This is a genomic window from Xylanibacter ruminicola, from assembly GCF_900142525.1.
GTDB classification, from domain to species: domain Bacteria; phylum Bacteroidota; class Bacteroidia; order Bacteroidales; family Bacteroidaceae; genus Prevotella; species Prevotella ruminicola_A.
Window position 1 is genome coordinate 22,917 of record NZ_FRBD01000001.1, and the last position, 17,338, is coordinate 40,254.

9 protein-coding genes are annotated in these 17,338 nt (G+C 47.2%); 3 read left to right on the forward strand and 6 right to left on the reverse strand.

What is annotated here, in order from left to right:
- Positions 1-170 precede the first annotated feature (170 nt).
- Complete coding sequence (gene clpB, locus BUB86_RS00090; RefSeq protein WP_073203439.1) at positions 171-2,702, forward strand: ATP-dependent chaperone ClpB; 2,532 nt, start codon at positions 171-173, stop codon at positions 2,700-2,702.
- Here the strand turns inward: clpB and BUB86_RS00095 are convergent.
- The 5 genes from BUB86_RS00095 to hflX are packed head-to-tail and all read right to left on the reverse strand — an operon-like array spanning position 2,685 to position 12,020.
- A complete protein-coding gene (locus tag BUB86_RS00095; protein WP_081372998.1) occupies positions 2,685-4,214 on the reverse strand; it encodes a M6 family metalloprotease domain-containing protein in 1,530 nt (509 codons plus the stop codon). The genes clpB and BUB86_RS00095 overlap by 18 nt on opposite strands.
- Complete coding sequence (locus BUB86_RS00100) at positions 4,215-5,864, reverse strand: fumarate hydratase (RefSeq protein WP_073203448.1); 1,650 nt, start codon at positions 5,862-5,864, stop codon at positions 4,215-4,217.
- Between the two features lie 35 nt (positions 5,865-5,899).
- Positions 5,900-8,803, reverse strand: a complete 2,904-nt coding sequence (locus tag BUB86_RS00105; RefSeq protein ID WP_073203449.1) for a M16 family metallopeptidase — start codon at positions 8,801-8,803, stop codon at positions 5,900-5,902.
- Positions 8,804-8,833: 30 nt separating this feature from the next.
- On the reverse strand, positions 8,834-10,696 hold the full coding sequence (locus tag BUB86_RS00110) for a DUF4954 family protein (protein WP_073203450.1): 1,863 nt from the start codon (positions 10,694-10,696) through the stop codon (positions 8,834-8,836).
- Positions 10,689-12,020, reverse strand: coding sequence for a GTPase HflX (gene hflX, locus BUB86_RS00115; protein ID WP_073203451.1), 1,332 nt, complete (start codon positions 12,018-12,020; stop codon positions 10,689-10,691). The genes BUB86_RS00110 and hflX overlap by 8 nt, the downstream gene beginning before the upstream one ends.
- Before the next feature lie 136 nt (positions 12,021-12,156).
- On the opposite strand from hflX, the gene nagB reads away from it, so the two are divergent.
- Positions 12,157-12,951: a glucosamine-6-phosphate deaminase gene (gene nagB, locus BUB86_RS00120; RefSeq protein ID WP_073203453.1), complete on the forward strand. Its 795-nt coding sequence runs from the start codon at positions 12,157-12,159 to the stop codon at positions 12,949-12,951.
- Positions 12,952-12,953: 2 nt separating this feature from the next.
- Positions 12,954-14,900, forward strand: coding sequence for a glycoside hydrolase family 97 protein (locus tag BUB86_RS00125; protein WP_073203454.1), 1,947 nt, complete (start codon positions 12,954-12,956; stop codon positions 14,898-14,900).
- A gap of 67 nt (positions 14,901-14,967) precedes the next feature.
- On the opposite strand, the gene BUB86_RS00130 is transcribed toward BUB86_RS00125, so the two are convergent.
- Positions 14,968-17,277: a beta-galactosidase gene (locus BUB86_RS00130; protein ID WP_073203455.1), complete on the reverse strand. Its 2,310-nt coding sequence runs from the start codon at positions 17,275-17,277 to the stop codon at positions 14,968-14,970.
- Between the last annotated feature and the right edge of the window lie 61 nt (positions 17,278-17,338).

A 17,338-nucleotide genomic window follows, 5' to 3' on the forward strand; every position in this document is an offset into this window, starting at 1 on the left:
AGGTACACACTTTCCGCCAATTTTGCAATCCCCATTTATATGGATTTTACCATTTTCCGCCAAAAAGACAGATTTTCTGACAAAATGACACAAAATATTCTTTCGGCATAAATTATGAATTGTCAATTATCAACTATCAATTATCAATTAAATTAAAGGGAGGATAAAATATGAATTTCGACAAATTTACAATCAAAGCACAGGAGGCTGTTCAGGAAGCAGTAAATACCGCTCAGATGAACGGCCAGCAGGTCATAGAACCTGCACACATACTGAAAGGTGTCATCTCTAAGGCCAAGGACGTAACCACCTTCATCTTCCAGAAGTTGGGAGTCAACGCCCAGCAAATTGAGATGCTAGTCGATCAGGAGATACAGCATCTGCCCAAAGTTCAAGGCGCAGGACAGCCTTATCTCTCTGGTGATAGTAATAATGTACTCGTGCGCGCGCAAGAGACGGCTCAGAAGTTGGGCGACGAGTTTGTATCGGTAGAGCCTATTCTGTTGGCCCTGCTCAATGTCAACTCAACAGCATCGCGCATTATGAAGGATGCGGGCTGCACCAAGGATGCCATGCTCAAGGCCATCCAGGAGCTTCGTCAAGGTCAGAAGGTTCAGTCGCAATCGGCCGATGACAACTACCAGAGTCTGGAGAAGTACGCCAAGAATCTGGTCGACCTAGCTCGTCAGGGCAAACTCGACCCAGTGATTGGTCGTGATGATGAGATACGTCGTGTGCTTCAGATTCTGTCTCGCCGCACCAAGAACAATCCCATTCTTATAGGTGAACCTGGTACGGGTAAGACCGCTATCGTTGAGGGATTGGCAGGACGTATTGTTCGTGGCGATGTACCTGAGAACCTGAAGGACAAGCAGCTCTTCTCGCTCGATATGGGTGCGCTGGTGGCTGGCGCCAAGTACAAGGGCGAATTCGAGGAGCGTCTCAAAAGCGTTATCAACGAGGTAACCAAGAGCGAGGGCCGCATCATTCTGTTTATCGATGAGATCCACACGCTGGTAGGTGCTGGCGGTGGCGAGGGTGCCATGGATGCAGCCAACATTCTGAAGCCAGCCTTGGCTCGTGGTGAACTCCGCGCCATTGGTGCTACTACGCTTAATGAATACCAGAAGTATTTTGAAAAGGATAAGGCCTTGGAGCGCCGATTCCAGACGGTGATGGTCGATGAGCCAGATGAACTATCGGCTATCTCCATCCTGCGTGGATTGAAAGAGCGCTACGAGAACCATCACAAGGTTCGTATCCAGGACGATGCCTGTATAGCAGCTGTTCAACTGTCCGAGCGTTACATCAGCGAGCGTTTCCTGCCCGATAAAGCCATCGACCTGATGGACGAGGCTGCTGCCAAGCTGCGCATGGAGCGCGACTCTGTGCCTGAAGAGCTTGATGAGATTTCTCGCCGTTTGGCTCAGTTGGAAATCGAGCGTGAAGCAATCTCAAGAGAAGCGAGAAACGAGGAACGAGGAACGAGGAACGATAAGCTTACTCAACTTGATAAAGATATCGCAGAGCTCAGAGAGCAGGAAACCCAATTCCGCGCCAAGTGGGAGGGCGAGCGCCAACTCATCAACAAGATCCAGCAGGACAAACAGGAGATCGAGAATCTGAAGCTGGAGGCTGAACGTGCAGAGCGCGAGGGCGACTATGGCAAGGTAGCCGAGATTCGCTACTCGAAATTGAAGGCTCTTGAAGACGATATCGCTCGTGTTTCTGCGGATTTAAAATCCACAGGAAACACCGATCGCTTGGTTCGCGAAGAGGTTACAGCTGATGATATCGCTGAGGTGGTATCACGCTGGACAGGTATCCCTGTTACCCGCATGATGCAAAGCGAGCGCGAGAAGCTGTTGCACCTCGAGCAGGAGTTGCACAAGCGTGTGATTGGTCAGGAGGAAGCCATCACAGCTGTCTCAGATGCAGTGCGCAGAAGTCGTGCTGGTCTGCAGGACCCCAAGCGTCCTATCGCCTCGTTCATCTTCCTGGGTACCACTGGTGTGGGTAAAACAGAGCTCGCTAAGACCCTTGCCGACTATCTGTTCAACGACGAGACCATGATGACGCGTATTGACATGAGCGAGTATCAGGAGAAGTACAGCGTGAGCCGACTGATTGGTGCGCCTCCAGGATATGTAGGTTACGATGAGGGCGGCCAACTCACAGAAGCAGTACGTCGCAAGCCTTACTCTGTGGTGTTGTTCGATGAAATCGAGAAGGCTCATCCTGATGTATTCAATATCTTGTTGCAGGTGCTCGACGATGGTCGACTCACTGACAACAAGGGTCGTACTGCCAACTTCAAGAACACCATCATCATCATGACATCTAATGCTACTCGCGAGCAGCTCCGCGCCACCATGCGTCCTGAATTCTTGAACCGTATCGATGAGATTATCACCTTTACGCCACTCACCAAGGAGCAGATTGCCGATGTGGTTCGTCTGCAGATGAAGAAGGTAACCGACATGCTGGCCCCACAGGGCATCCAGCTGGAGTGCACCCCACAGGCCATCGATTATCTGGCCGAGCAGGGGTACGACCCAGACTTTGGAGCCCGTCCCGTCAAGCGAGCCATCCAGCAGTTTGTGCTGAACGACCTCTCAAAGAAACTATTATCGGATGAGGTGGATAGAACTAAGCCTATCATCATTGATAGCTATGGAGAAGGACTAATGTTTAGAAACTAATTGCCCGTTATGGATATATAAGCCTTTACGTGTAGGCTCTGTGTATAAACGACGACCTTGGAGATCATACCATAGGTCGTCGTTTTTTTGATGATTGATAATGGCGTCAATGCCTGTATCAACCTTCATAAAGTCAAACGAGATAGTACCATCGGTACTCAGATGGATATTAGTAACAGGCTTCGACATAAAATACTTGGACTGGGCATTAGCATTGAAAAGCCAGGCAGCAGGATCCGTATCATCAGTCAGACTCTGCTTCACAATATTTGTTTCAGGATTGGTATAAGGATAAGTAGTAGTACTTAAATAGGTACTGCGCATGCGGTGATCCATCGTATAGCGACTCATATCCAGACAATTTTCATCAGGATCCCAGTCTTTATATTCCTTACCATCAGGATGAAAGAAATCATAACGGCGATGATTTCTTCTTGTATTTACATGGTTATTAAACCACGTTGCACGATCAAAATCCACATGACTGATAAGCAATCCATTTCCAGGCACAGCATAATCCCATCCGGCTTGTCGACGATTCTCAAGCAGATAGAACTCATCCTCAGCACCTGAGTTACGGATAAGATAGGTAGTGCCACCTTCACTCACAGGTTTCATACCGCTGATACTAGTAGCTTCGGTAAGTTCCACAAGATTGCCCCAGCCCAACAGCTTCTTTTCCATGGCCGAGAAGTTAGGCGGGCACCATCCCCAATCCAGATAATTTCCACCATCCATTAAATCCCAGTCATCTACAACCGAGAATCCCTCAGCCGATATAGCCCCAGAATCTGTAGGATACAAATCAGGTATACCCAGACAATGTGCAAACTCATGCACGATTGTACCAATACCGGTCTTGCCTTTCTCATCATTCCAAAGCTCGGCACTGACAGACCACATATAGATTCGCTTACCACCAGGAGTCATGAAATTGTCGGAACAAGTACCAGGCCAAATACATCCTGTAGCCCCATTACCACAATATCCAGCAGTGATGAGTACTACCTGATCAACCCGATTATCATCATCCCAGTCATAAATTGAGAAATCTGCCTGACAAGTATCGCATAATGCCGCCATCGCACTTCTTACGACCTGTGCTCTAAAACTATCCTCGTTTGCGTCTGGTTGTTGCATCGCAGTATTAATCCGAACAGGCCCATAAATATCGAAATGCATATTGAGAAGCCCTCCTGACTGATCACGGAAGTAGTCGGACACGCAACCGAGTCCTTGTCCCTCGTTATAGCCAGATTCGTTAAATAGTCGATTGTAATATGTCACAGGATCAGGCATACTGAACTCGCGGTCTTTAAAGGTTACAAGTACCACTGGCTGGCGATAAGTCCTGTTTGGATTCCAATCAGTTCTCGGTTCCGGCAAGCTATACCTTCCAATAGCACGTGTGCCTGTTTCAGATTGTTGAGGAATACAAGAAATGTGCTTTTGTGCGTTGGCGGCAAATGCCGCCAAACCCACAAAAGCACATATCATGAATCGCCTCACCATTTACTTAGCGCAAGGCGTCCAAGGCTTCAATGTCTTAAAGAAGTCATTGCCCTTATCATCGACAAGGATGAATGCAGGGAAGTCCTCAACGTCGATCTTCCAAACAGCCTCCATACCCAGCTCAGGATACTCTACGCACTCAATGCTTTTGATAGAACTCTTTGACAATACTGCAGCTACACCTCCGATAGTTCCTAGATAGAAACCACCATGCTTCTTACAAGCCTCGGTGACTACGTCAGAACGATTACCCTTGGCAATCATCACGAGAGATGCGCCGTTAGCCTGGAACTCATCAACGTATGGGTCCATACGGTTAGCGGTGGTTGGGCCCATCGATCCACAAGGATAGCCCTCTGGTGTCTTAGCAGGACCAGCATACAGCACAGGATACTTCTTGAAGTACTCAGGCATACCCTCACCAGCGTCCAGACGAGCCTTCAGCTTAGCGTGAGCAATATCACGAGCCACGATGATGGTACCCTTCAGGTTGACACGGGTAGAAACAGGATACTTAGAGAGCTCCTTACGAACGGCATCGATACCCTCGTTCAGGTCGATCTCGATACCCTTGCCACCCTCACCAGGCTTGCGAAGTTCCTCAGGTATCAGCTCGGTGGGGTTAGCGTCCATCTTCTCCAACCAGATACCATCGGCATTGATCTTAGCCTTGATATTGCGGTCTGCAGAGCAACTAACGCCCATACCGATAGGACAGCTAGCGCCATGACGAGGCAGACGGATCACGCGGATATCGTGAGCCAGATACTTACCACCAAACTGAGCACCCAAGCCAATCTTCTGAGCCTCCTTAATCAGCTTCTGCTCCAGATCGATATCGCGGAAGGCGCGACCAGTCTCATCACCAGTTGTGGGCAGACCATCGTAGAACTTGATGCTGGCTAGCTTCACTGTCAACAGGTTCTTCTCAGCAGAAGTACCACCAATCACAAATGCGATATGGTATGGAGGACAAGCTGCTGTACCTAATGACTTCATCTTCTCTACCAGGAATGGGATGAGTGTACCCTCGTTCTGGATAGTAGCCTTCGTCATTGGGTAGAAGTAGGTCTTATTGGCAGAGCCACCACCCTTAGCCACCATCACAAACTTATACTCAGCACCCTCGGTAGCCTCAATGTCAATCTGTGCAGGCAGGTTGCAACGGGTGTTCACCTCATCATACATATTCAGAGGAGCGTTCTGCGAGTAGCGCAGGTTATCCTGAGTGAAGGTATTGAATACACCAAGAGAGAGAGCCTCTTCGTCCTCGAAGCCCGTCCAGATCTGCTGTCCCTTCTCACCATGGATGATAGCAGTACCAGTATCCTGACAGAAAGGCAGGATACCCTTGCAAGCCACCTCGGCATTGCGCAGGAACTGAAGGGCTACATACTTATCATTCTCAGAGGCCTCAGGATCGGTCAAGATTTTAGCCACCTGCTCATTATGTTCGCGACGCAGCATAAACTCCACATCGTGGAAAGCCTGCTGGGCCAAGAGAGTGAGGGCCTCCTTGCTAACCTTCACGATCTGCTTTCCTTCAAACTCGGCGGTTGTTACGCCTTCTTTTGTCAACAAGCGGTACTCCGTCTTGTCTTCGCCCACCTGAAACATAGGGGCATACTTAAATTCAACTGCTTTAGCCATACTTGTATTTGTTAATTTAATGTTTAATATTTTATTTAATATCCAAACACTTCTTCAACTGTCAATCGTTTGATTGGGCCGAGGTTCTCGAGGAACTTCATGTCCAGCTGCTTCTCATCGCCCAGAATGATGTAGCGACAAGGCTTGTTAGCCATCGTCTCCTTCTCGAATTTCACAATGTCCTTCAGCTGAACCTTATCAAGATTCTTATAAACCAACTCATTAGTGCTGATATCGAGACCTAAACGCTCTGAAGTAAGATATGAGTAGAAGATGCTAGACTTGGTGGTACGCTCACTTGCCAATCGCTTGGTAACAGCATCCTTAGCAATCTGGAATGCAGTTTCGCTGGCAGGCATCTCGTTCAGAATCTCATGGAAGTGATTCACGCAATCCACCATCTTATCGTTCTGAGTAATGATATGAGTCATAAAGCTCTCCTTGCGATCCTTGTTGGCAGGAATGTAGTAGCGGGCATAAGCGTTATATGCCAAGCCACGGGCTTCACGCATCTCCTGGAATACAATACCATTCATACCACCACCAAAATACTCATTGAACACATCAAGAACAGCAGCCTCTTCAGGATTCCAACTGCGGCCCTCGTTGTGATACTGGCGCATATAGATGTTCTTGGCATCGTAAGGTGCAATCATCACCTCGTTCTTATTGGCAATCTCGCGCAGATAAGGCTTATTCTGAGGTACATCAGCCAATTTCTTGGTTGTTTTGTGGTTTTTGTCAATCACGCTTACAATTTCTTTCTCGCTCATCGGACCGTAGTAAGCCACACGATGCTTCAAACCGTTCAGACCTTTCAGCAAGTCAATGAACACCTCAGGATTGGTCTCCTTCAACTGCTGCTCGCTCATCACGTCGCGCATAGCATTACGTGGACCATAGGTACCATAGTTATATAGAGCGTTGAACACACTTTCCTGACGCTTCTTCGAATCGCCACGACGCTTCAGTATCAGGTTTACCATATTGTCGTACGCCTCTTTGTCAACCTTAGCATTCTGAATCAGGTTCTCCATCAGAGCCAATGCCTGTGACATATTCTCGCTTAGTCCATACAGACTCACGCTCATGGTCTCTCCACTCACGCTGACGTTCCAATCGCAAGCCAACTCATAGAATTTCTGCTTCAACTCTGCTGCAGAAAGTTTATCAGTGCCTAAATAGTCGATATAGTCAGAAGCGATATCATAGCGGTTGTCGGCACTCTTTCCGAAGTCGTAATAGAACACCAGTTCAAACAGACCATTATCCTGATTCTTAATATAGTACAGAGGCAGCTGCTTCTTGGTTTTCAGGGTTGCCATATCCTTCTTGAAGTCAACAAACTTAGGATGGATAGGCTCCACCTGTGAGTTCTGTATATCTTTCACGAACTGGCTCATCTGGTCGCGGTTAGCAGGAATCGGGGTGATAGCAGGCTTGTCTATCTTCTTCTGCGTAGAGTCAACACCCTGACGCTTGTAGATAGTTACATAACCATCTGTAAAGAAACGGTTAGCAAAATCTACCAACTGCTGCTTGGTAATCTTTGATATACGGTCCAGATAGTTTACTTCGTCCTTCCAGTCAATCTCATCGATAAAGGCATCAACAAACATATCAGCGCGAGCCTCGTTATACTCCAGTCTCTGGTAGTAGTTGCGTTTCTTGTTGTTAACAATACTTGGCAACAGGTTATCGGGAAATTCTCCTTTCTTCAATTTGTCAATCTGAGCAAACATCAGGTTCTTTACCTCGTCAAGGCTTTGCCCCTGCTTAGGTGTACCAAACAGAATAAAGCCACCATGATCGTGCATAAGTTGTGAACCTGCGCTGGCTCTCTGCACCTTCATTGTCTGGTTCAGGTTCAGATCAAACAGTCCTGCACGTCCGTTGCTCAGCACATCCTCCATCAGCTGTAAAGTATCAGCCTGCAGTTCGTTGGCCTTTTTAGCGCGCCAACCAATCCAAATCTGCTCTGCCTCAGGACCAACCACAGTGGTGTCCTTGGGCTGTGTGAGTGCTGGCAATGCAGGGAACACTGGCTGACGGACATCAGCGCCTGGTTTCCAACCCGAGAAGTACTTATCAATAATAGCGATAGTCTTATCAGGATCAAAATCACCTGCCATACATATAGCTACATTGTTAGGACGATACCACTTATTGAAGTAATTCTTGATATTTGTAATCGAAGGATTCTTCAGGTGCTCCTGAGAGCCGAGAGTAGTCTGCAATCCATAAGGATGGTTAGGATAGAGCATCTTGCTGATAGCAGCAAAAAGCTTTCGTGAGTCCTTGGTCAAGCTTATATTGTACTCTTCGTAAACAGCCTCGAGCTCAGTGTGGAAACCACGGATCACCATATTCTGGAAACGGTCTGCCTGAATCTTGGCCCAATTTTCGATCTCGTTTGATGGGATATCTTCTGTATAGCATGTTACATCGTTGCTAGTGTATGCATTGGTACCATCAGCACCGATAGCAGCCATCAGTTTGTCGTACTCATTAGGGATGAAGTACTTAGCGGCCAACTGAGAAACCGAATCAATCTCGTGATAAGCCTGCTTACGAGCCTGAGGATCGGTCAATTTACGGTAAGCCTCGTAACGCTGCTCTATCTCAGCCAGCAGAGGAGCCTCAGCTGCGGCATTGTTAGTACCAAACTGTTTGGTACCCTTAAACATCAGGTGCTCCAAGTAGTGAGCCAGACCTGTTGTTTCTGCAGGGTCATTCTTTGAACCCGTGCGTACAGCTATGTAGGTTTGAATACGTGGTTTCTCAGCATTCACCGAGAGGTATACCTTCAATCCATTATCCAAGGTGTAAATACGGGTTTTCATCATATCCCCTGGAACGGTCTCATACTTGTAATCCTTTGCCTGTGCACTCAGTCCAAATGCCACAGCGCAAATAGTAATGAATAATTTAATTTTCATCGTAATATTTTTATTATCAATTGTCAATTATCAATTCTCATAGTCGATCTCGTGGTCGAGTTTCGATAGGAAGACATCGTATACATCCTGGTCAACATCGCCCATCTGGAACTCCTTTTCGGCATCCTTTCGAATCTCTGCAATCCAGGCTCTGCGTGCCTTGACGTAATCCTCACGGATACGCTCACATGCAGCCTCATTCAATTCTTCAAGCTGGTAGTAATCCAGAATCATCTGGTAGCTCCAAGCCCAACGGTAGTCGCTATAGTTATTATTAATCTCAGCAAATCGATCAAGAACCTGCTGGATATTGTCGATGACACCACTCTTGATATCATCAACTAGTCTCTGCTCCTCACTCTGTGGCAACAGCAATCCGCTCATGTCAATCCAGCGACCCTTGCCGATGTTCGAGGAAGGAGGAACGAGTAACGAGGATGGAGATATCTTCTGTTGACGCTTCAGCACAGCGCCCATATAGATACGCAGGGCGATATCATAGTACTTCAAGCCCTTACGGAGTGATGACGCATTGATCACATATTCGTGGAAATTATAGGTAGAAACATTATCACCCGATGCCTCACGCAGAGCCTTTAGGATCTTGATACCCTCAACAATCTCGCCTACAGTGAATGGACTCAGCCAGTCGAAGTTGATGATACTCTTACGCGACTGCTTAGAACGCTTGTCACGCTTGGGCCATTTCTTGATATCACGATAGAGTCCAACGGTAGTAATATTACGTCCTGGCACCAGATAGCAATCGTCCCCATAGGCCATCAGATAGCTGAAAGGCAGGTTTCTTGTATCTGGATGGTGCATCAGCTTACCAAAGCACACTGAAAAGGCACCAATAGTGGCTGGCATCAGGATATATGCACCTGAGGCGGTCTTAGAGCCACGCTCCAACCGGCCATAGTGCAGAGGTCCCATCTTATAGGCGTGATTCGAGAAGTTGGTGTTCGATCCTGCATTATAGAACGAAAATTCACCTCCAATCAGCAGCGAGCTCTTATGGTGCGATGCTGAGAATGGTCCACAGAATGCAGCACAAGCCTCACCATTGGCCATAAATGAGTTAGCAAAGAACAAGCTGGCTTCAGCAGTAAATCCGTTGGTTATCTGACAAGCCTCACCCACGAAGCAATCCTGCATCTTTACGCTGTTATTAATCGAGCAACCGTCGCAGATGATAGAATTCTCACAGATAACACCTGTACCGATAAATACAGGAGCATCCATTGACGACATGACGGTACATTCTGACAAACGTGCAGCGCCACTGATTTCACAATCACCCTTGATAATGGTGTTGGTGATGTCCTTGGCATTGATAATCTTAACGTTGTTACCGATATAACCGCGATCAGGACGCGATACACGCAGCTCATCCTCAATCATCTGCTGCAAAGCCTGCTTAAGACTCTTATCGTTATTGTGCTTCACCATAAACGAAGCCAACTGACTGTTCAACTCGCGGAAGATGGTTACATTGCCATCACCCATCTCATTAAGCACCGAGATGACTGAACCTTCACCATAAGTGGCGTCATCAGTTGTCTCCAACGTACATATATTCGAGATGTAGCAATCGTTACCAATGGTATAGTTGTTGATGTAGTTACCAATCTTCTCAATCAAGCAGTCGTTTCCAACAGTTACATTGCGCAATGTGGCATCATTGATACCAGAGTGCTTAGTAAAGCCTTTACTCACCTCGACCATTTTGTTGAATGCTCCTAAGCGGATATCTCCATAGAACATCACGCGATGGAAATTGTAAGGTTTAAAGTTTTCGTCGACTAATACACGCTGCCAGTCTTCAGCCCAGCATACATTGTTCTCCAAAACATCAATCTCGTTTTGGGTTAGTTGTCTGTAATTACTCATAATCTTGATATAAAAAATCGTTATAGGGATATTTTTGAACATGAAGTTCGCGGACACGCTTATAGAGTGTCTCACGAAGCTCATCTATGTTTTCTTTCTGACGGGCGGAGATAAACATACACTCGAGATAGTGATGGTTCTCGCCAGTACGAGCCATCCAAGTCTTCTCAAGGTCCTCGAGCGAGATATTCTCCTTGGTTGGGGCGGTGAGATCGTCCTCCTCCTGTGGGGTCCATGTATAGGCATCAATCTTATTGAATACCAACATGGCAGGTTTATCGGCACATCCCAGTTCCTTCAAAGTCTCCTCTACCACATGTATCTGATCCTCAAAGTCAGGATGACTAATATCTACCACATGTACCAACAGGTCAGCCTCGCGTACCTCATCAAGAGTACTCTTGAAGCTCTCCACCAAATCTGATGGCAATTTACGGATAAAACCTACAGTATCAGCCAACAAGAATGGCAGATTGTCGATGGTCATTTTTCTAACCGTGGTATCGAGTGTGGCAAAGAGTTTGTTCTCAGCAAACACCTCACTCTTAGCCAGCAGATTCATCATAGTTGATTTACCCACATTGGTGTAGCCAACCAAAGCCACACGAATCAAGCGACCACGATTCTTACGCTGAGTTGTCTTCTGCTTATCAATCTCAGCCAAGCGCTGTTTCAACAGCGTGATACGCTGCAGGATGATTCGACGGTCCATCTCTAACTGGGTTTCACCTGGACCACGAAGACCTACTGAGCCTTTACCACCGCCAGAACCTGATCCACCACCTTGGCGTTCCAGGTGCGTCCACAATCTCTGCAGTCGTGGTAGCATATATCTGTGCTGTGCCAACTCTACTTGGGCCTTAGCCTCAGCCGTTTGAGCACGCATGGCAAAGATATCAAGAATCAGCGAGGTACGATCCAAGATCTTCACCTGCAGTTCCTTCTCGATATTACGCATCTGCTTGGCTGATAACTCATCATCGAAGATGACCATACCCACAGGCTGTGGAGCATTGGTCTCATCGAGCAGTCCCTCAGCAAAGAGCGATGCATCCTGTGCATCCAGCCATTCATCATAGGCATCCTGACACTTCTTGATATATTCCTTAATCTCAAGCAGCTTTCCGCTTCCTACGTATGTAGTTTGACTGGGGCCACCTACCTTTTGGGTAAACCTTTTAACAGTTACAGCTCCTGCGGTATCAGCCAGGAACTCCAACTCGTCCAGATATTCTTTTGTCTTAGCCTCGTTCTGCTCTTTGGTAATCAATCCTACCAACACAGCAGTCTCAGCTTTGGCTTCTGATATTACAAATTCTTTCATATTTGGGCACAAAATTAAGCAAATATCTTTGTGAGAAGAAAAAATCTGTGTTAATCCGTGTTAATCCGTGCCTAAAAAAAATAATTCGTTGTATTTTTGCACGGAAATTAAGAACCAAACTTAAAACAAATAGATTATGAGAGTAATTATTCAGAATGACTATCAGAAGATGTCACAGTGGGCCGCAAACCACGTTATTGAGCGTATCAACGAGTTCAACCCAACACCAGACCACAAGTTTGTGCTGGGTCTCCCTACAGGTTCATCGCCAGTTGGCATGTATAACGCACTGGTAGAGGCTAATCGTGCAGGAAAGGTTTCTTTCAAGAATGTAATCACATTTAATATGGACGAGTATGTAGGTCTGCCAGAGACTCACCCTGAGAGCTACCACGCTTTCATGGCTCGCAACCTGTTCGACCACATCGACTGCCCAAAGGAGAACATCCACATCCTGAATGGTAATGCTGCCGACCTGCAGGCCGAGTGCAAGCACTACGAGGAGATGATTCAGGAAGCAGGTGGTATCGACCTGTTTATCGGAGGTATCGGCCCTGATGGTCACATTGCCTTCAACGAGCCAGGTTCTTCTCTGCGTTCAAGAACACGTATGAAGACTCTGACTACCGACACACGTATTGCCAATAGCCGTTTCTTTGGCGGCAAGCCCGAGAATGTGCCCGCTCATGCACTTACCGTTGGTGTAGGCACTGTGATGGATGCTCGCGAAGTGATGATTCTGGTAAACGGTCATGGTAAGGCACGCGCTATGCAGGCTGCTGTTGAGGGGGCTGTTAACCATATGTGGACTATCTCAGCTCTGCAGATGCACGAGCATGGCATCATCGTAAGCGATGAGGAGGCTGCCGACGAGTTGAAGGTTTCAACCTATAAGTATTTCAAGGATATCGAAAGCGACCAGTTGCTGTAATAATGAGAAAATTCTTTATATCGATATTCATGGCGTCATCAGTCCTTTGCTGGGCTGATGACGTTCGTGTTTCATCACCCGATGGTAATCTGGTGGTGACTGTAAGTGATGCTGGGGGCCGACTGGTTTATTCAGCTACTCTTGGTAACAAACAGATGTTAGCTCCTTCTGCCTTAGGACTGCAAACTAGCCTCGGAGACTTAACGAAAGAACTGACAATTTACGAGAGTCAGGCATCGACAATCAACAGTTCATATCAGATGCGTGGCACCAAAGCATCATCGAACACATATAACGCCAACACACTGTTGCTGAAAGTACGTAACAAGGATGGTGTAAAGTTCAGAATGCAGTTCCAGGTATCAAACAATGATATCGCCTTCCGTTATCTGATGACTCGTCAGACCATCAAGCGTAGAGAATACAAACGTGTTCGGATTCTTTCAGAACTCAGCAGCTTCAACTTCGCTGATGGCACAACAACTTTTATCTCGCCACAGATTGGTCCTGAAACAGGTTGGGAACAGACCAAGCCGTCTTACGAGGAAGAATACTCTAACGATGCCCCAATGAACAAAGCATCGCAGTATGGACATGGATACATTTTCCCAGCCCTGTTCCACCTGCCTAATGGTTGGGCGTTGGTTAGTGAAACAGGAGTAAGCGGAGGCTATTGCGGTTCACACCTCTCTGATTATCAGGTCGGTAGTGGTTTCACCGTAACCTACCCTGACAAGGGCGAGAACAATGGTTTTGGAACAGAGTTTGCAGCTATTCCGCTTCCTGGCGAGACACCTTGGCGCACCATTACCTTAGGAGAGACATTGAAGCCCATTGTAGAGACAACCATTTCGTACGATGTAGTGGAGCCACGTTACAACGCTTCTACCAATTACAAGCCAGGCCGCTACACATGGAGTTGGCTTCTGTGGCAGGATAACTCTGTAAACTACGACGACCAGGTAAAATTCATCGACCTGGCCTCAACCATGGGATTTGAGTACTGCCTCGTCGACAACTGGTGGGACACTCAGATTGGTCGCGATCGTATAGAAGAACTATCTAGATACGCCCAGTCTAAAGGCGTCAATCTACTTCTGTGGTATAACAGCAACGGATTCTGGAACGATGCTCCACAAACCCCACGCAACTGCATGAACACAGCCATTGCTCGCGAACGCGAGATGAAATGGCTGCAGAGCATTGGCGTAAAGGGAATCAAGGTCGACTTCTTTGGAGGCGACAAACAGCAGACTATGCAACTCTACGAAGACATTCTGACTGATGCCAACCGCTATGGACTGCAGGTAGTGTTCCATGGTTGCACCATGCCTCGTGGTTGGGAGCGCATGTATCCTAACTTTGTGGCCTCAGAGGCCGTTCTGGCTTCAGAGAACCTGTTCTTTGGCGAAGGCGCAACCATTCGAGAGGGTTTCGACCTCACACTGCATCCATTCTGTCGTAACGCCACAGCCTCGATGGACTGGGGAGGCATCATTATGAATAAGTATATGAGCCGCGACAACAAGAGTCGCCATACCCGCAAAACCACTGATATCTTCGAGTTAGCATCAGGCATCACTATGCAGACATCAGTTCAGTGCGTAGCTATGCAGCCCAACAATCTCAACGAGTTGCCTCAGTTTGAGATGGACTACCTGCGCCAGTTGCCCACCACTTGGAGCGAGACTCGTTTCATCGACGGCTATCCTGGCAAGTATGTTGTTCTGGCTCGTAAGGCCACCAATGGTCATTGGTACATAGCAGGCCTCAACGCTCAAAAAGAGCCTATCAACCTTTCTATCAATCTGAGCGATTTTGAAAGCAATTTGTCAAAAGTGCTCATCGACAATAAAAAAGGACAGCCTGTTCAGACTGCCCTTAAGACTGATAAGACAGGAAAGGTAAAAGTAACTATCCAGCCTAATGGTGGATTGGTTATTTATTAAGAGGTAAAAGTATTTATCTCCTCCACCCTATCCCCTCCTCCCATGAGGAGGGGAATTCTTTTCCACTCTAATAAACAAAGATTTTGTAATCCTTTATACTTCCTGGTGCACCTTCTTCCATACGTGGAAGATAGTCGATACCTGTGATGGTCTGCTCGCTACCAAGGTCGATAACCACCAGATGTGGCAGAGCGATACCTTTCTCTGTGCGCCAATAAGTTGACTCCTGAAGGTCGAAACTCTTCTCGGCAGTATTATTCCCACGCTTGGTCTCCTCACTATCAGCATACTTCACAGTCCACTGTTCACGACTCAATCGTCCGCCTTTAGCATTGACAGCATAAAGTTCTGCTATAGAAACTACATCCTTACCATCGTGAGTAGAAAGCGCCTGCACTACTAGATAGCGACCTTTCTGAGGTGCATTGAAACGCACCATCTGCCAACCGTTACCAGCCTGAAGTTTTCCTTCAGATACAGGGATAGCCGAATTCAGATCGGGCTTATCGCCAGGATTGTTATGAGTACGCGATTTCTCCACGTTCAGTTTATCAAGCTCTGGTGTGGTTTGTCCCATGATAACCGGTTTCTTCGGACCTACCACATCCAGTACAATCACCTCGTTCTTGCCCTTCTTCAGCCAGCATCCAGGTACGTAGAGCGTCTGCTGCGGACCAATGCTCCAGAATCTGCCTATGGCATGCCCGTTCACATAGACCTGCCCCTTGCCAAATTGCTCCATATTCAGGAAGGTATCGCCCACCTTCTTCAGGTTGAAGTTGCCACGATAGTAACCCATTTTCGAGGTGATGGGTGCTGGGGCTGCTGCAAGAGCTTTCTTGGCTGTCTGATAATCATCAGGTACGGTCAATATGGTCCATCGCTTCAGATTCCAGATCAACTCATGTCCCTCCACATCTGTCGATATGGTCACGCTATTGGTAATGCCCTTATAATCCTTGATAGCTCTACCAAAGTTAATTCGTCCCATGGCCTCTACATATATCTTCAGTTCTTGTCCCTGCTTGACGGCAGGCAGCTGCAAGCTGTTCTCATTCCTTACACGGTCAATCTTGCCAATGTATTGATCGTCTATAAACACCTGAGCAAAGTCATGCCCATCGTTCAGTGTCAGCACACTGGGAGTTGAAATCGCAGGCAGACAGGTCACATAGATGATTGATCCCCAACCCTGATCCAATTCCTCCATCGTGCGCAGCGGACTGTCCATCACCACACTATCTGCTCCCATCAGCATGTCGGCATGCTCAGTCAGCTCAAATGGCGCTATCTGTATAAATGGAGCAGGCATCTTGGGTATGGCGGGTAACTTGGTCTTGCTGTACTTCTGCATCATCTTGCGCAGTTGGAAGTACTTATCGGTTGTGCCACCATATTCATTGATAGGTGCATCGTAGTCGTAGCTAGTCACATCAGGTGCGAAACCAGGTGAGTTTGCACCAGCCCAATGGCCAAAGCTGGTTCCTCCGTGAGTCATATAGAGCGAGAAACTGATGCCTTTCTGCAGCATCTCATCCATACCGTCTACCATATCTTTGGCAGGACGAGTCTCGTGGTTAGCCCCCCACTTGTCAAACCATCCGCTCCAGAACTCCGAGCACATCAGTGGTGCATTGGGACGTAGTTTCTTTAGTCGTGCAAACTCATGGTCGATATTCGCACCAGTACCAAAGTTCATGGTCCACACCAGATCATCAAGGCCGTTTTTCTCGAAGTTCGAACTCCAGTCGCATTGGAAGAGCGTTAATTTATCGCCATAGATGCTACGCAGACAATCGCGAATTTCCGAGATATAGGGTTTATCTTCTCCATACGATCCATACTCATTCTCCACTTGCACCATAATGATGGGACCGCCATTCTGTATGGTCAGTGGAGCCAGCTGCTCGCCTACCTTCTTCTCGAAGATTTTTACGCGTTCCATAAAGTAAGGATCCTGCTCGCGTAGGCGTATATCCTTCTTCTTGAGCAACCACCAAGGCAGTCCACCCATCTCCCACTCTGCACAAACGTATGGTCCAGGACGAACAATCACATACATTCCGTTCTTCTGTGCCAGTCGGCAGAACTCAGCCACATCGTTGTTGTCACTGAAGTCAAACTGTCCCTCACGCTGTTCATGAATATTCCAGAACACATAGATGCACAGGGTATTCATGCCCAGCGCCTTACACATCTTAATACGATGATCCCAATAAGCCTGAGGTATTCGCGGGTAGTGCACCTCAGCCGCTTTTACCACAAATGGTTCGCCATTCAACAGGAATGTTTTGTTGCCAACAGTAAAATCGCCAGCATGCATCATCAACGGTAAAACGGCAAAAATCAGAGTAATTAGTAGTTTAACTTTTTTCATTTTGTATCTTTTACTTTAATATTTGGCGCAAAGATACAAAATAATTGATAAATGACAATTG

Bases quoted from the DNA above. Each gene is read 5' to 3' on its own strand.
- BUB86_RS00100 (WP_073203448.1), bottom strand. From the start codon at position 5,864: ATGGCTAAAGCAGTTGAATTTAAGTATGCCCCTATGTTTCAGGTGGGC.
- BUB86_RS00125 (WP_073203454.1), top strand. From the start codon at position 12,954: ATGAGAAAATTCTTTATATCGATATTCATGGCGTCATCAGTCCTTTGC.
- BUB86_RS00110 (WP_073203450.1), bottom strand. From the start codon at position 10,696: ATGAGTAATTACAGACAACTAACCCAAAACGAGATTGATGTTTTGGAG.
- BUB86_RS00095 (WP_081372998.1), bottom strand. From the start codon at position 4,214: ATGGTGAGGCGATTCATGATATGTGCTTTTGTGGGTTTGGCGGCATTT.
- clpB (WP_073203439.1), top strand. From the start codon at position 171: ATGAATTTCGACAAATTTACAATCAAAGCACAGGAGGCTGTTCAGGAA.
- BUB86_RS00105 (WP_073203449.1), bottom strand. From the start codon at position 8,803: ATGAAAATTAAATTATTCATTACTATTTGCGCTGTGGCATTTGGACTG.
- nagB (WP_073203453.1), top strand. From the start codon at position 12,157: ATGAGAGTAATTATTCAGAATGACTATCAGAAGATGTCACAGTGGGCC.
- hflX (WP_073203451.1), bottom strand. From the start codon at position 12,020: ATGAAAGAATTTGTAATATCAGAAGCCAAAGCTGAGACTGCTGTGTTG.
- BUB86_RS00130 (WP_073203455.1), bottom strand. From the start codon at position 17,277: ATGAAAAAAGTTAAACTACTAATTACTCTGATTTTTGCCGTTTTACCG.